Origin of the sequence: Flagellimonas sp. (assembly GCF_965233845.1) — a bacterium.
Classification (GTDB): Bacteria; Bacteroidota; Bacteroidia; order Flavobacteriales; family Flavobacteriaceae; genus Flagellimonas.
In genome coordinates this window covers 3,029,272-3,045,242 of the sequence record NZ_OZ247584.1, presented here as the reverse complement: position 1 = coordinate 3,045,242, position 15,971 = coordinate 3,029,272, and the positions used below count along the sequence as shown (strand labels likewise).

The following is a 15,971-nucleotide window of genomic DNA, read 5'->3' as shown; positions in this document are numbered from 1 at the left end:
TGAGTTGTATTTAGGTCGGGACTGCTTACGAGCTAAATTTGTGTACCGTCACTGATCCGTTGTTCACCGTACTGATCAAGTATTTGATATTGTTCCCAGTCTCTATGACCTCTATGTCCTTGACATTTCCTTGCAAAAATAAACCTGATTGCTGTTGTGGCAAGCTGATATAGCCATCTTTCCCATTGGATAGCAGTATCTGCCCAGAAATGGCATCCAATCTTGGGGTTTCAACCTCGGTTTCGTAAATATTCCCAGCAGTAACTACGTCTTCAAATCCATCTTGGTTAATGTCGATAAAAACACAATCCAAAAGAGGGAACATCTGACTTTCAATGGGAAGCTCTTGCTTTTTAAAATTCCCATCCCCTTGGTTGATCAATACAGCGGAGGTGAAGGTGGTTACGCTTCTTTCATAGGAAGTGTTCAATTTTTCACCATAGATATCTACCAAAGTGGCATTGGCAAACTCATTATAGGTTTCAAATTTTTCCTTGATAAAAGGCATTTGTTGCGAAGAACACTCGCGACCTCTAACAGGCACATAAGTACCGTTGTATTTTTTGCTCAATACAATGTCATTGGTTCCATTGTCGTCAAAATCTGCGGAGAATATTTTGAAGGGTTTATCTGCAGAGGCTTTGAATTTGATATTGAGTCCGGCGTTCCCTAAAATGTAATCCTTTAGGCCATCGTTATTAACATCAGTTTCTTTAATGGAAAAATACCAGCCTTGTTCTGCCAAAACAGGGTTGTCTTTGGACATGTTTTTAAATACACCTTGCTGATTCATAAAAACTCCAACGCCTGTCCATTCCCCAACGGCAATGAAATCTTCCCACCCATCATTGTTGATGTCTGTGGTTTCAAGATCATTGATAATTCCAAAATCCAGCAACTCCGGGGCTATTTTGTCTGTGGCGTCCACCAGTTCCCCATTTTGGTTTTCCAAAAGTGCAGATGACTGGTGATTGGGATAGGCACCGGGAACTACCCGATTCCCAATTATAATATCATTGTCCCCATCCTTGTCAAAATCGATAAAGGTTACAGCCTTACCATTTTTGGGGAATTTGCCCAAAACATCACTGTCCAGTCTGGAAAATTCCCCATTACCGTTGTTGATGTAGATTCTGTCTGTGTGGTAGGAGGAATGTTCTGCAAACTCATTGCCACCACTGACCACATAGAGATCCAAGTCTTGATCTCCGTCAAAATCAAAAAACATGGATTCCATATCCTCAAAAGAAGCATCATTGACTAGGGTAGGGCTGGGCAGTTTTTTAAATCCATTATTACTCTGTACATATAGTTGCCCGGCTTGACCAGAAGCTCCGCCAATATGAAGGTCTACCTTCCCGTCATTGTTGATATCTCCCGTGGTAACAAAAGGACCCAGATTGGATTGCTTGTAAGGGAGTAGAATCTCTTTTTCAAAATCGTCAAAGGGGTTTTCCTTATGGGTGAAATCCAAACCTATATTTCTTGCATTAAGCGCTTCAAATAGACTGTTCCTACTTTTGGTCTGATGCGGCAAAGTGGCATCTTCTTCCTTAAAAACAAGGGTGGAGTTGGCGGGAACCTTGACTTTTTGTTCCATTTTCCCTGATTTCCAATAAACAGATACCGTATCAATGGTTTGTATGCTGCCAACACCAAAAAGTGCATTGGGTTCCTGGGCAGATCGGTAACCTCGTACCCGTTTTACCTCTATCATCTGGGAGTTTTCTCCGGTATTGATAACAACTTTGGCAAATTCCTCAGAGCTATTTCCCTCTGTAATGACCTTAAGATAATTTCCTTTTCCCTCCTCAACGGATAGATTTTTATAGACAAAGGCGGCATCATCCATGTTGTTGACCACCAAATCCAAATCTCCATCATTGTCCAAATCCCCACTGGCCGCACCATTGCTAAAGGAAAAATCAGCCAACCCCCATTCTTGGGAAACATTGGCGAATTTTAAGGCAGAGGTGCTTTTGTACATAATATTGGGCAACCTTTCGGAAGGCATAGACTCATAAAGTTCCTGTTTTACCTGGAGGGGTACATTGTTGCTATACATCTGTCTTGCTTCAAAAACACGCCTTTGAAGGTCATTGTCCAGGGCATAGCGGCGGTATCCATTGGTAATATGGATTTCCTTTTGTCCATCCAAATCAAAATCGTTCATGAGAACAGACCAGCTCCAATCTGTATTGGCCACACCAGAGAGCTGGGAAATATTATTGAACTTTAGGTCACCAATATTTTTTTGAAGGGAGTTGTACATGTACTGGTACTGAAAATCCCTTTTGTTCACCAAATAATCAAACCTGCTGGTACTCATGGAGGCCATTAGGGTTTTGGAACGTACATGATCATTGGCTGCCATATCCAGAACAAAAATGTCCTGAAGATTATCGTTATCAATGTCTGCAATGTCCATACCCATACCGTAGAAAGAAATTTGGTTGGTTGTTTCCTTTATACGATCTGAAAAGGTTCCGTTTTTATTATTGAGGTAGAGTACATCTGGGAGATAATAGTCACTTGCCAAATAGATGTCCAACCACCCATCTTCATCAATGTCCGAAATGGCAAGTCCAAGCCCGAAAATCGGTTTTTCCAGGCCAGCTGCCCGGGTTACATCCACAAATTTACCTCCATCGTTTCGGTACAGATGGGACGAATTATAGTAGATGCTTTCTGGGTTGGACTTGATGTAACGTTCCAAGCTTATGGGGTCAAAGCCATATAGCTCATTTTCATTCATGACCATGCAATCCAGGTCACCATCCTTGTCATAATCGAAAAATGCGGATTGCGTGCTTATGCCTTCATCCGCAAGTCCAAATGCCGTTGCACTTTCAACAAAGGTTCCATCCTTTTGGTTGATAAACAGCAGATTCTTGCGTTCCTGGCGATTTTTTGGACCCCCTTGGGAGAAGTAAATATCCATCCAGCCATCAGCATCAATATCCACAAATGTGACCCCATTGGACCAATGTTTTCCGGTATTGATTCCGGATGATTCAGTGATGTCCTTAAACTTTAGTTCCCCTTGATTCAAATAGATACGGTTTGGAACCTGATTTCCGCAGAAAACCACATCTAAAAGACCATCGTTGTTCAAATCTTCCATACCTACCCCGGCGCCATTGTAGAAGTAATCATAATCAAAAAGATTCTCCATGGTACTTACATCATGGGTAATAGTATTGCTGAAGTTTACTCCCGTATAGGCACTTTCCAGTTTCTGGAACAGCTTTTTCCCTTCCGTTTTAGCAATTGGATCAGTAGAAGCCGTACTGTCTTTTTTATCGGTACCACAGCCCACTATAAAGAGGAGCAGGGCTACGCATATATATGTATAAAGCTTGGGCATGGGTAAATTCAATTTGTAGCGAAATATACTATATTATTGAAAGCGATATAGTTAAACTGGAACAAGAACCAAGGAACAAATGCTAAAGTCCAAGGGCTGCTATCCCAGGATGGTCTGTTGCGTAGTGATACGATCTCCAATAGAATCCCGGAGTATGAAACTTCCAGACTACTTCACCTGACTCGGTAACTTCCCAAACGCCAAAATCACCTTCGGTGATAAGTCTGTTGCCAGTAGGAATCCTTACCATACCGGACACACGAGGTGCATAAAGATCTGCATCTGTAAAGCTCCAAGCCACAGTAGGCTCGTTGTCGTCATTGGCCTGGAGTTCCAAGGGGTCTGGAAGCTCAAGTTCATAGGCTGTGGATTGCTCAAGATCCGCTCCGTTGGAGTAAATGGAAAACTTGCCCAAATCTGCACCGTCCAACAATCTAGGGTGATGGTTGTTCCTAAATAGTCTTTCGCCCATCGCATTATCGTAGGCTTTAGGATTTCCAAATCGGTAGATCAGGTCACCGCCCATACCAAAGTTGCCCCCAGAGCTGGTTGCGGCTTCCTCGGTGGTGGTGCTATGATCTATGACCCAGACTTCATGATAGAAGTTTACACTTAGGAAAATCAAATCGTTATTTTCGTCATATTCAAGACCGTTTGCGTGCATGATGTCCCCTTCCTTGTCCGTTACATAATTTAGGTTAATAAGGTTAGGATGGTCAGTTACCACGCCAAAATTGTCTTTGGTGTCATCATAATCTTGGACCAGATGGTCCCAGGCATGCCATTCCCATACAATTTCATCTGTGGTAGGGTCTATTTCTATTATAGCTTCGGGGAAAATGTCGATTTCCAAACTTGATCCTGCTTGTTCTGCCTGTTCTGCGGTTCTTCTTTCCCAGACGATGGTGATTACGTTGCCATTGGGAAGTAGCTCAACATCATGGTGAGTGATATATTCTGGGGAAGAATAATCAAAATTCCAATCTACAGAACTATCTGGATTTACAAATTGCAGCTTACCGCCCTGACCTCCGTATTGGATGTCCGGTTCCTCTGCTTTCATAATTCCCAAAAGGCGGCCATCCTCCATCAATTCCACATCGTTGCCAATACCAAAGGGCAAGTCCCATTCATGAAGGATAATGGAATTTTTGTCCATAAGGTATACCCTGTCCGCTCCAGCATCGTTTATCAGGACGTAGCCGTCACTTACCAAATCGGCATTAAGAATTTCTACAGTACCGGCTTCCTCTCCAACGCCGGGAGGATCCGTTGGTTCATCGTCAGTGGTAGGTTCATCATCAGTGGTTGGTTCGTCATCTGTTGGATTTTGTCCTGTATCATCCACTGGATCCACGGAGTTATCATCGCTGTTGCATGCATACATCAAAAACAAGATGGATAGCAATGAAGCCAAAATCATTCGAAAAGTTCGCTTCATAGTAATTTTTGAGCTAAAGGTAGTTAAATTCAAGAAAATTGATCGAGCAACAAAACGGCGTTATGTGCTTGTCTAATATAAAAGGAAATTCATTATTAAAAAAGGGGCATCATTGATGCCCCTTTTATGTATTGCGATAGCTCGGCTATCTTATTCACATACAAGAATAGTAATCTCACCCACTTCTGGGCTAGGACCTCCACTTGCAGCGGTTTTCAAGTTTGGATCTTGGATAGTATAGGTAACCTCACTATCCCAGTCACCAGAGATGAAAGTGATAACCAAGGAAACGGAACCTTCAGGTACGTCAAATGTAGCTGAACCGTTATCTCCGGCCTCTAGTGTGTACTCAACAACACCAGCGTCATCAATGTTTACTCCAATAGCAGCACCGTTCCATCCATCTCCGTAGCTATCGAAGAAGTTGATGGTGTACTCACCTGGGAATGGCGCATCGGCGTTCAACTGAATACATTCGGTCACAAATACCGCTCTGTAGTACTCGGTATCGTTTTCATCTGTAGTAACCACTCTTCCATCAGCAGTTACAATTTCGTAACGCAATTGGAATTCATCATTTACACCTAAATCATCAAAAGTTAGGTTAGGACCGTACAAATCATCCAAAGTGATTTCGTAATCCAAAGAGCTAACACCATCGGCGATATCCAAATCGGCAATGTTCCAAGTTTCAAAAAGCTCTTCTGGCTCAGATAGGTTAACATCATCAACAATACTTCTGTCTACAAAAGCACGGTATAGATTCAAAGTTTCTACCAAAGCTTGGTCGTTTCCATCATCAATGGTGATGGTAACTGAGTAATCCATGTTTGGATTGGTCAAAGAAACTTCGTTGGCATTTACATCCTCGATATCAAAAGCGATACCATCGTCAACCAATTCTGTGTATTGGTAAGGAGAGCTAAAGAACGAACCTCCACTCACGTTACCAGTGGTATCGGAGTTTTTGAACGATCTTCCATCCGTTAGGAAAAGCTCCATGTCAATTACGAATTGATCGCCAGGAAGTACATCGGTAAGTGCTACACCTGTTGCAGAAAGAACCTCGGCCATTGTTACGCTGTAGTCGAAACTTGGCAATCCTTCTGTTTCACCAAATTCGCTAGCTGCGATAGTAGCCAAAGCAGCATTGGATACAGAGCTATCTGTACCGTTGTTGTCCACAAAGCTTGCCGTGATCTCTACTCGATCCAACAAATCTCCACCTTCAGCATCCTGTTCTTGGATGGAGAAGGCCAAAACGCTAGCAGTGTCAAACATATCCAACGCTCCAGTTGCGGAAAGCGTTCTTAAAATAGCTCCACTGGTCACGGTCTCCTGTACAATGACTGTGGCCTTATCGTCTTCACTACACCCTGCGATAAAGATGCCCAGGGCAAGCAAGACATACGTCTTGAAATTTTTCATGTAATTCATTTTTACGTTTTTCATCGCTCTTTTTTTTAGTTAGCCGCGGGAGCGGTGGGGTTAGTATCCCAGAATACGGGCTGCGTCTGATCAGCTTTTTGGCTGATGTTAGAGTTATTGTTAACCGCATTTGCAGGATAGTACATAGATCTAATGAAAGTTCCAGGATCTGGCTCCAAGTTAGGCTGAAGTGTGGTTGGGAAACCTGTTCTTCTATAGAAGTTGTAAGGCTCAACACCGTTACCGAAGTGGGCAATGAAATACTGCTCACCCAATACATCCCATTTTCCATCAGCATCAGCATCGTCAAAAGCGATACCTACTTGTGTGGCGTATGCATTCACATCACCTTCAGAAGGTACGAAAGAAAGGTCAGCACCAGCTTCTCTTCCTGTCAGGAAGGCCTGAACCTTAGCAACAGATTTAGCGTAACCTGCCAACATGAAGGTTCTAGCATCGCCAGTATTTCCAGCAGCCATAGCCATTTCAGCTCTCATGAAATCAACACCGAAGGCGGTCAATAGGTTGGTGATACCTGTTCCACCACCACCCGCAGATGGGCTAATGGCCAAGAAACTATCATCATCAAATCTACCACCTACAGGGTAAGTTCCGTAAGTTGCTCTAAGAAGTCCATCTGGTGGAATACCATCAGCCTCTCCGTGGGCTCTACCCCAGAAACCGTTAGGCAACCAGCAGAAATCCCCGCCGAATCCAGCGTTGATGTAGTGCTGAGGAGGAGTTTCCAAAGAACAGTTCAACAATTCCTCGTTAGGAGCAATTTCTGCACCAGGAACCGCATTGGTTTGTCTGTAGAAGTAGTAACGAGTTCTTGGATCAGCAGACTCATCCATCAAAGACATCAACCAGTTGGACATATATTCCCCGGCACCTGCAGCTTGGTAGTTGATACCGTATCTTGGGTGTCTTGTATCAGGTTGTGTAGCACTTGTGGCTGGCCATCTCCATAAGAAATCATCTGCGGTATCCTGAATGTAGTTACCACCTGCGATAATTGCATTAAAGCTAGCAGCTGCACCTGAATCTACCAATCTACGCTGAACATATATTTTCAACTTAAGTGTATTGGCAGCTCTTTCCCATTTTGCGTAGTCGTTTCCATAGTAGAAATCAACTGCTGGGTTGGCTGTTGGGCTGCTGTTGAAATTGGCAATAGCCTGATCTATAAGTGCCAAACAAGCGTCATAAATACTGGCACCAGAATCCAATACTGGATTAAAGTTTTGCTCTTCACCTTGTACAATCTCAGAGTAAGGAACATCACCAAAGAAGTCCACCATACTGATCATCAAGTAAGCCTCGATAAATTGGGCAATACCAATATGCCTGGTCAAGCCAGCTTCTTGGGCAAGTGGAGTCATGGCACGGATGTCGGCTAGAACACCTCTATAGGCGTTAAGCCACTCATCGTTCATGTCGCTATCTTGGTAAACGGTGTTATAGTTCCTACCGTTCATGTTTACGATACGGGTCATTTCCATACCCAATTCGTTGAAACCGTCACCAGTGGTATTACCACCTGATTGCCAGTTATCGTTAAGGTCAAAATCTGCGTCGCCCTCAAACTGCCTTACGAAATCTTCCTGAATAGAATTCAAGAAGAAATCAACACCCGCCTGATCTGGAGTCAGCGCATTTGGGTTGGCTGTAAGGTCGAGCTCCGTGGTCTCGCAAGAGGTGAATGCAAGCAATCCTCCTAAGACCGTCAAAGTCATATATCTGCTAATGTTTTTCATTATTATTATTGTTATGTTCTTAGAATGATGCTTTTACACTAAGGCCGTATCTTCTTGAGCTTGGTCCGTTGATAAAGTCAAAACCAAAACCGTTACCTACACCAGTACCACTTGTGTTTGGATCAAAGCGAGCGCCCTTAGGCGTGTTGATTGCTCTGTACCAAAGGTTGTTTCCAGAAATAGTAAAGGAAAGGGAACCGAAAGGTGTTTTATCCAAGAACTTGGATGGCAAGCTGTAGCTCAAAGAAGCTTCTTGCAACCTAACTGTAGTAGCGTCGTAAACTTGAAGTTCACTTGGGCCAAACAATAGGTTACTGAAGAAATACGTTGAGTTGTTGATTTGTCTGTTGTTTACATTACCAGCGGCGTCAACTCCAGGCAAAATAAAAGTGTTTTCCCTGTCAATGGTCTCGGTGATCAATCCTCTACCCAAAAGTGTAGAGATTGTAGAAGAGTATACATCACCACCTTGTGTCCAGTTCCACTGGAATCCTAAGGTGAAGTTTTTATAGGAAACACTGTTTCTTACGTTAGCAATCCAATCTGGGTTTGGATCACCGATGATACCATCCGTTGGATCTTGAACGTAGTTACCGTCCGCACCAACAACGTAGTTACCGCTTGCATCCGTAGCTATTCTACTACCGAAGAATACCCCTAGAGGCTCACCTTCTATAGCGGCGTTACCCAAGTTGGAGAATCCAGAGTAAACTACTTGATCTGTATCCAAACCTAGGTCAGTAACCGTAGTTTCGTAGGCAGTGAAGTTAATGTTGGTGGTCCAATCAAAGTCACCTTCCTCATTACCTCTGATCCAGTTAAGACCCAAATCCAATTCGATACCTTCTGACTCAATCTCACCAATGTTGGTCGCAGTTACTGTAAATCCAGTAGCGGGATCAAGAGGTCTGTCCAAAATCAAATCATTGGTCTTTCTTTGGTAAATGGAAGCATCCAATGTAATTCTGCTATCCCACCATCTAGACTCGATACCGATTTCAATCTCTTCCAATGTCTCTGGCTTAAGGTTAGGGTTACCCAAACGAGTACCAGTAGTATTGGTTACCACATTCTGACCTGTACCATCCTGAACATCCTGAGTATCCAAAATCAAGGTACTTGCAACAGGATAAGCGGAGGTTAATACGTCAAAGTTTGCAGAAACCCCGATACCACCACGAATCTTCAAGTAGTTCAGTACATTTTCAGATTTCAATCCGTCTATAGCAGCAGTTGGAATGAAGGACAAACTTGCGGAAGGATAGAACTGGGAACGGTTATCTTTAGAGAAGTTAGATACCCAGTCGTTCCTTGCGGCAACGGTCAGATAAAGGAAATTATCGTAGTCAAAATCTGCTTGTCCATATACCCCTGCAATGTTCTGCTCGGTAAATGTTTGAATCTCGTTTTGGTTCAAGAAGTTGAAGTGTCTCAATACTCCAAATACCTGCTGACCATCACTCGCTACACCATTTTGATCGAAAACAGTTCTACGAGTAGTGGCACCAACGTTAAAGGTTGAACCAATTTTCTCGGTAAGGTCGTAATCACCGTTGATTACAAGGTTGTGATCCCAAATCGTATTGGTGTTGTTCCAAGTTTCATAAACACCACTGGCCAACCTAACATCACCGGAGTTACTGTTGATACCTCCTTTGTTTTGGTGGTTGGTATTGTTCTCACTATATACATCGATACCTGCACGGTAAATGATATTCAAATTGTCATTCAACTCGTACTGTACGGTAGCCTGTCCAAATACCCTATTGGTTTCCTGTCTTGACTCTGCGTTTGCAACAGTCCATAAGGGGTGCTGGATAGAGTTGTTCTGTCTGTAATATACACTACCACCTGTAATAGGATCCTGGAAAGGAAGTCCTTGTACATCGATACTTCTTGGCGTAAACCAAAGGTCACCAAATACGGAAGAACCCGTACCAGTAGCTCCGTTACCCTGGCTCAATGCTACGGGAGGAGAGATGAATTTGGTTCTTGCAAAGTTAACTGTACCGTTAATAGTGAACTTGTTGGACAATTGTGCCCTACCACCAAGGGATAAAGTATTACGTGTAACACTGTTGTTGGGAGTAAATCCGTTATCCTTAAGGTAACCGTAGTTCATGTTGTATCCAACCTTTCCGTCGTCAGAAGTTCCTCTTACGTTAACAGAAGTATTGGAAACTGTACCAGTTCTAAAGAAGTTTTTTACACTGTCATAAGGTCTCCACTCGTAACGAGCTCCTTGGAATTCTGGAAAAGCAGCCTGAATAGCAGCAGTAGAAGTAGAGTATGGGTGAGCCAAAGTTCCTTGGTCATCGATTGCAGCTTGTGCACCCCAACCGGAAGCTCCTTCTCTTCTAAAGCTTGGTCCCCAGTTACTGAAGAACCATCCGAAAGACTGGTCGAAACCATTTCCGTACTCATCCTGGTAATCTGGCAACGAGGCAATTTCGTTGAAGAACAAAGAAGAGTTAACAGTAATTTCAGTTTTCTTAGGACCTGCTTGCGTAGAACCACCTTTTGTGGTGATTAAGATTACACCGTTACGTCCTTGAGATCCGTAAAGTGTTGCGGCCGCTAGACCTTTAAGTACGTTGACACTTTCTATACTGTTTGGGTCAAGATCCAAAAATCTACTGGAACCGTTGTTACCGTTGACAAAATCTTGTCTGTCCCCATTTCGACCCTGTGAGTTGGTGTCCGTACTAAATGGTACGCCATCAATGATGAACAAAGCTTGGTTACTACCACTAAAAGTAGTTTGACCCCTAATTACAATGTTGGTACCAGACCCGGAAAGACCACTTTGTTGTGTGATCTGAACCCCGGAAGCTTTACCTTGTAGCACCCTGGCCACATCACCTTCAGGACGTTGTTCCAAATCGTCAGAGCCAACTTCGGTTACTGCATAACCCAGTGCTTGCTTCTCCCTCTTAATACCGAGGGCCGTAACCACAACCTCTTCAAGAGCCTGAGTGTCCTCTTCCATTTGAACATCGATTACGTCACTTGCACCAACGACCCTTCTTGCGTCTCTCTGTCCTATATAGGTGAAAAGAAGTGTCTGACCTTGACTTGCACTAATCGTATAGAGTCCGTCAAAATCTGTTTGGGTACCCGTAGTGGTACCATCAACGACAATGTTGACCCCAGGTAACGGAAGGCCGTCGGCATCCGTAACAGTACCTGTAATCGTCTTGTCTTGTGCAAAGGAAACATGCACAACAAACGCCAATAACAGCGTTAACAATCCATTAAGTTTTGTTCTCATTTTAAAATTATTTGAATTAGCTAGCCGCTAAAATCATAATTTCATGTTAATAATCCAAACTAATTTTACTAAAATTTTAAGACTGCGGCTACAAATACAAAGCGCGCAAAATGACATTTGATAATTGTGTTGTCATCAATTGGAAGGGGTGAAAATTGTCAAAAAGACAAATTTCGGGCCTAATACAAATGTGTTATGGATCTTTGAAAATGCCGAAATACCTGTTGTATTTGTAAAAAAGAGGGGCTTTAGGGCGGAAATAAAACAGTTTTTTGTTAAAAGTCTTTTGGTGAAAGTTGAGGTGGGTTTTAATTTGTAATTTATACCTTATTATATACAAGGGGTATGAGAACAATATTTTTTTTCTTTTTCGTCTTCGGTTTTGGGCCCTTGTTGTTGGCGCAACAAAAAGCTAATGTTCAACCTGGGGTGATCAGTGTTTACCAAAAAGGACTCCAAGGCATAGGTCCGGATTTTGGCAACAATCCGGCGTCAGAAAACTTTTACAGTCAAATGCGCGATAAATTTGCTGCTCTTGGTATTGAACAACAGTTGAATTTGAGGGATATAGAAGGGTCCATTTATATGAATGAAGCTTTTGAGAGTGGTTCGATTCTTTTCAAAGGACAGGAAGATCGAAAAATGTTCATGAGATACAATGCTTTCAATGATGAATTTGAAATTAAGAACTCCAATTTGAAAGAGGACAAGACCCTTGCGCTTCTCAAAAATCAAAATATCTCCTGTATGCTCAATGGTCATCTGTATTTCTATTTGATTCTTCTTGATAAAAAAGGGGAGAGGAGTCAAGCTTATTTGAAGGAGATTGTGTCTTTGGGGAACTATCGTTTGTTCGAGCGGAACAAGAAACTCTTCAAGGAGGGGAAGCCGGCAAAAACATCCCATTCCGTTTCCTTTCCTCATCGATTTGTGGATGAAACCAATTATTATTTGGCATTGGATGATGCATTCCCTGTCTACATCCCTGCAAAGAAAAAAGACTTTGTGGCCTTATTCTCTGTTGAACATCAACAAGAAGTCAAGAAATTCATTAAAGAAAAGGGTATTGATTTAAAGACGAAGCGAGGGCTGATCAATGTAGTGACCTTTGCGGGTAATCTTTAGTTCAATTCAATTAATAAGTCCAATTGTTGGGCAGCTACAATTTTCCTCCATATTCAGTATAGTTATTTGATTTTCAAGATTGATCGGAAATTTAATCTTTCGGGATTTGAATTATTCCGAAATATCACTACATTTGCAGCCCTCAAAACGAGGGTTGTTTTGATTTTTAATAGAAATTTTAATGCCAACAATTTCACAATTAGTACGAAAAGGAAGAGTCACCATTACCAAGAAGAGTAAATCGGCTGCTTTGGATTCGTGCCCTCAGCGAAGAGGGGTTTGTACGCGTGTGTACACAACTACGCCTAAGAAACCAAACTCTGCAATGCGTAAAGTTGCAAGGGTTAGGTTAACCAACGGTAAGGAAGTCAACGCGTATATCCCTGGCGAAGGTCACAACCTCCAAGAGCACTCGATAGTATTGGTTAGAGGTGGAAGAGTAAAGGATTTACCTGGTGTGCGATACCACATTGTTCGTGGTGCATTGGATACCGCAGGGGTAGCAGGTAGAACGCAACGTAGATCAAAATACGGAGCAAAACGTCCTAAAAAATAAGAAGACATGAGAAAAAGACAGGCGAAAAAAAGACCATTGTTGCCGGATCCAAGGTTTAATGACCAGCTGGTAACTCGCTTTGTGAACATGATGATGTGGGACGGAAAAAAATCCGTTGCCTTCAAGGTTTTCTACGATGCCATTGACATTGTGGACGAAAAAAACCAAGACGAAGAAAAGACCGCTTTGGAATTGTGGAAAGATGCCCTTTCCAATGTAATGCCTCACGTAGAAGTAAGAAGTAGAAGAGTGGGGGGTGCTACATTCCAAATTCCAATGCAGATTCGTCCAGACCGGAAGATTTCTACAGCCATGAAATGGTTGATCAGCTATGCTAGAAAGCGTAATGAGAAATCCATGGCGCAAAAATTGGCAGCTGAAATTTTGGCTGCTTCCAAAGAAGAAGGTGCTGCTGTTAAGAAAAGAGTGGACACCCACAAAATGGCCGAGGCCAATAAAGCATTCTCACACTTTAGATTCTAGTCAAAACAATGTCAAGAGATTTAAAATATACAAGGAATATAGGTATTGCGGCACACATTGATGCTGGAAAAACCACTACTACAGAGCGTATTCTTTTTTATACAGGTGTAAGTCACAAGATTGGTGAGGTGCACGATGGTGCGGCCACTATGGACTGGATGGAGCAAGAGCAGGAGCGTGGTATTACCATTACCTCTGCTGCTACAACTTGTACATGGCAGTTCCCCACTGAAAATGGGCAGCCCACAGCGGATGCAAAAGGATATCACTTTAATATTATCGATACTCCCGGGCACGTTGACTTTACCGTAGAGGTAAACCGTTCATTGCGTGTTTTGGATGGTTTGGTCTTCTTGTTCAGTGCAGTTGATGGTGTTGAGCCACAATCCGAAACTAACTGGAGACTGGCCGATAACTATAAAGTACCTCGAATTGGTTTCGTAAACAAAATGGACCGTCAAGGTTCCAACTTCTTGAACGTGTGTAAGCAGGTGAAAGAAATGTTGGGATCCAATGCAGTGCCAATTGTTTTGCCAATTGGTGAGGAGGCTGACTTTAAAGGTATTGTTGATCTTGCCAAGAACAGGGCGATCGTATGGCACGATGAGAACTTCGGTTCTACATTTGATGTAATCGATATCCCTGCTGAAATGCAAGATGAGGTTAAAGAATACAGAGCTGCCTTGATCGAGGCTGTAGCTGAATATGACGAAGAGTTGATGGAGAAATTCTTCGAAGACGAGGATTCCATCACTGAAGAAGAAGTACACGCTGCGTTGAGAGCTGCTGTTATGGATAGAGCCATTATTCCTATGGTTTGTGGTTCTTCCTTTAAGAATAAAGGAGTTCAATTCTTGTTGGATGCCGTATGTCGCTATTTGCCTTCTCCATTGGACAAGGACGATATTGTAGGTACAGATCCTGATACAGGAAATGAAATCACTAGAAAGCCGGATCCAAAAGAACCATTTTCCGCTTTGGCATTTAAAATCGCCACAGATCCTTTCGTAGGTCGATTGGCATTCTTTAGAGCATACTCTGGTCGTTTGGATGCAGGTTCATACATCTTGAATAACCGTTCTGGTAAAAAAGAGCGTATCTCCCGTATCTACCAAATGCACTCTAACAAGCAGAACGCCATAGAGTACATTGAGGCAGGAGATATTGGTGCTGCTGTTGGATTTAAGGATATCAAGACTGGGGATACCATGTCTTCTGAAAAACATCCTATCGTTCTTGAAAGTATGGACTTCCCTGATCCTGTAATCGGTATCGCGGTTGAGCCTAAAACCAAGGCTGATGTGGATAAATTGGGTATGTCTTTGGCTAAATTGGCCGAGGAGGATCCAACGTTCCAGGTGAAGACCGATGAAGCTTCAGGTCAGACCATTATTTCAGGTATGGGTGAGCTTCACTTGGATATCATTGTAGACCGTTTGCGTCGTGAGTTCAAGGTTGAGGTAAACCAGGGTCAGCCTCAGGTTGAGTACAAGGAAGCATTGACTGCTACAGCAAACCACAGAGAAACTTACAAGAAGCAGACTGGTGGTCGTGGTAAATTTGCGGACATTGTATTTACCATGGAGCCTGCTGAAGAAGGTAAGGCTGGACTGGAATTTATCAATGAGATTAAAGGAGGTAATATTCCTAAAGAATATATCCCATCTGTTGAAAAAGGATTCAAAGAGGCTATGAAGAATGGTCCTTTGGCTGGATTTGAGATGGATAGTATGAAGATTACCCTTAAAGATGGTTCGTTCCACCCTGTGGATTCCGATTCACTTTCTTTTGAGCTTGCCGCTAAATTGGGTTACAAAGTAGCCGCCAAGGCTGCAAGAGCTGTATTGATGGAGCCTATCATGAAGTTGGAGGTTTTGACTCCGGAAGAGAATATGGGTGATATTGTTGGTGACTTGAACCGTAGAAGAGGTCAGGTAAACAACATGGATGATAGAGCTGGTTCCAAAGTTGTTAAGGCCGAAGTGCCACTTTCCGAAATGTTCGGCTATGTAACTGCTTTGAGAACATTGTCTTCTGGTAGAGCAACTTCAACTATGGAATTTTCGCACTACGCAGAAACTCCTAACAATATTGCGGAGGAAGTAATTAAATCAGTAAAAGGGGTAACCGCTTAATTTTTCAGCAAGATGAGTCAAAAAATTAGAATTAAACTTAAATCTTACGATCACAATTTGGTGGACAAATCTGCTGAAAAGATTGTAAAGACAGTTAAGACAACCGGTGCTGTGGTTACTGGGCCAATCCCATTGCCAACGCACAAAAAGATATTTACAGTTTTGCGTTCACCACACGTGAACAAGAAATCGAGAGAGCAATTCCAGTTAAGTTCGTACAAGCGTTTGCTGGATATTTATAGCTCTTCTTCAAAAACCATTGATGCTTTAATGAAATTAGAGCTTCCAAGTGGTGTTGAAGTCGAAATAAAAGTGTAAATTTGCACGCCTTTTGAGATAAAGGTGGACATGTCCTGAGCTGCGGGCGAGGGAAAAACGGGAAAAAGAAAAATATCTGGGTCACAGAAT

Annotated in this window: 10 protein-coding genes; 5 read left to right on the top strand and 5 right to left on the bottom strand. The window is 42.7% G+C overall.

Features of this window, described 5'->3' with window-relative positions; genetic code table 11:
- Window positions 1-25: 25 nt before the first annotated feature.
- From ACO6S0_RS13615 to ACO6S0_RS13595, 5 genes are all read right to left on the bottom strand, one after another.
- A complete protein-coding gene (locus ACO6S0_RS13615; RefSeq protein WP_422348884.1) occupies window positions 26-3,367 on the bottom strand; it encodes a VCBS repeat-containing protein in 3,342 nt (1,113 codons plus the stop codon).
- Window positions 3,368-3,449: 82 nt separating this feature from the next.
- Complete coding sequence (locus tag ACO6S0_RS13610) at window positions 3,450-4,808, bottom strand: arylsulfotransferase family protein (RefSeq protein ID WP_422348883.1); 1,359 nt, start codon at window positions 4,806-4,808, stop codon at window positions 3,450-3,452.
- Window positions 4,809-4,958: 150 nt separating this feature from the next.
- Window positions 4,959-6,236, bottom strand: a complete 1,278-nt coding sequence (locus ACO6S0_RS13605; protein WP_422348882.1) for a hypothetical protein — start codon at window positions 6,234-6,236, stop codon at window positions 4,959-4,961.
- A gap of 35 nt (window positions 6,237-6,271) precedes the next feature.
- Window positions 6,272-7,993 carry a SusD/RagB family nutrient-binding outer membrane lipoprotein gene (locus ACO6S0_RS13600; protein ID WP_422348881.1) on the bottom strand — a complete coding sequence of 574 codons (1,722 nt, stop codon included), beginning with the start codon at window positions 7,991-7,993 and terminating at the stop codon, window positions 6,272-6,274.
- Between the two features lie 19 nt (window positions 7,994-8,012).
- A complete protein-coding gene (locus tag ACO6S0_RS13595) occupies window positions 8,013-11,264 on the bottom strand; it encodes a SusC/RagA family TonB-linked outer membrane protein (RefSeq protein WP_422348880.1) in 3,252 nt (1,083 codons plus the stop codon).
- Between the two features lie 345 nt (window positions 11,265-11,609).
- Between ACO6S0_RS13595 and ACO6S0_RS13590 the strand changes: the two genes are divergently transcribed.
- The 5 genes from ACO6S0_RS13590 to rpsJ all read left to right on the top strand — a co-directional run bounded on the left by ACO6S0_RS13590 (window position 11,610) and on the right by rpsJ (window position 15,881).
- Complete coding sequence (locus tag ACO6S0_RS13590; protein WP_422348879.1) at window positions 11,610-12,389, top strand: hypothetical protein; 780 nt, start codon at window positions 11,610-11,612, stop codon at window positions 12,387-12,389.
- Between the two features lie 181 nt (window positions 12,390-12,570).
- On the top strand, window positions 12,571-12,945 hold the full coding sequence (gene rpsL, locus ACO6S0_RS13585) for a 30S ribosomal protein S12 (RefSeq protein ID WP_031445118.1): 375 nt from the start codon (window positions 12,571-12,573) through the stop codon (window positions 12,943-12,945).
- Window positions 12,946-12,951: 6 nt separating this feature from the next.
- Window positions 12,952-13,428, top strand: a complete 477-nt coding sequence (gene rpsG, locus ACO6S0_RS13580) for a 30S ribosomal protein S7 (protein WP_422348878.1) — start codon at window positions 12,952-12,954, stop codon at window positions 13,426-13,428.
- A gap of 8 nt (window positions 13,429-13,436) precedes the next feature.
- Window positions 13,437-15,563: an elongation factor G gene (fusA, locus tag ACO6S0_RS13575; RefSeq protein ID WP_422348877.1), complete on the top strand. Its 2,127-nt coding sequence runs from the start codon at window positions 13,437-13,439 to the stop codon at window positions 15,561-15,563.
- A 12-nt stretch (window positions 15,564-15,575) separates the two neighbouring features.
- Window positions 15,576-15,881, top strand: coding sequence for a 30S ribosomal protein S10 (rpsJ, locus tag ACO6S0_RS13570; RefSeq protein WP_007094989.1), 306 nt, complete (start codon window positions 15,576-15,578; stop codon window positions 15,879-15,881).
- Window positions 15,882-15,971: the final 90 nt, after the last annotated feature.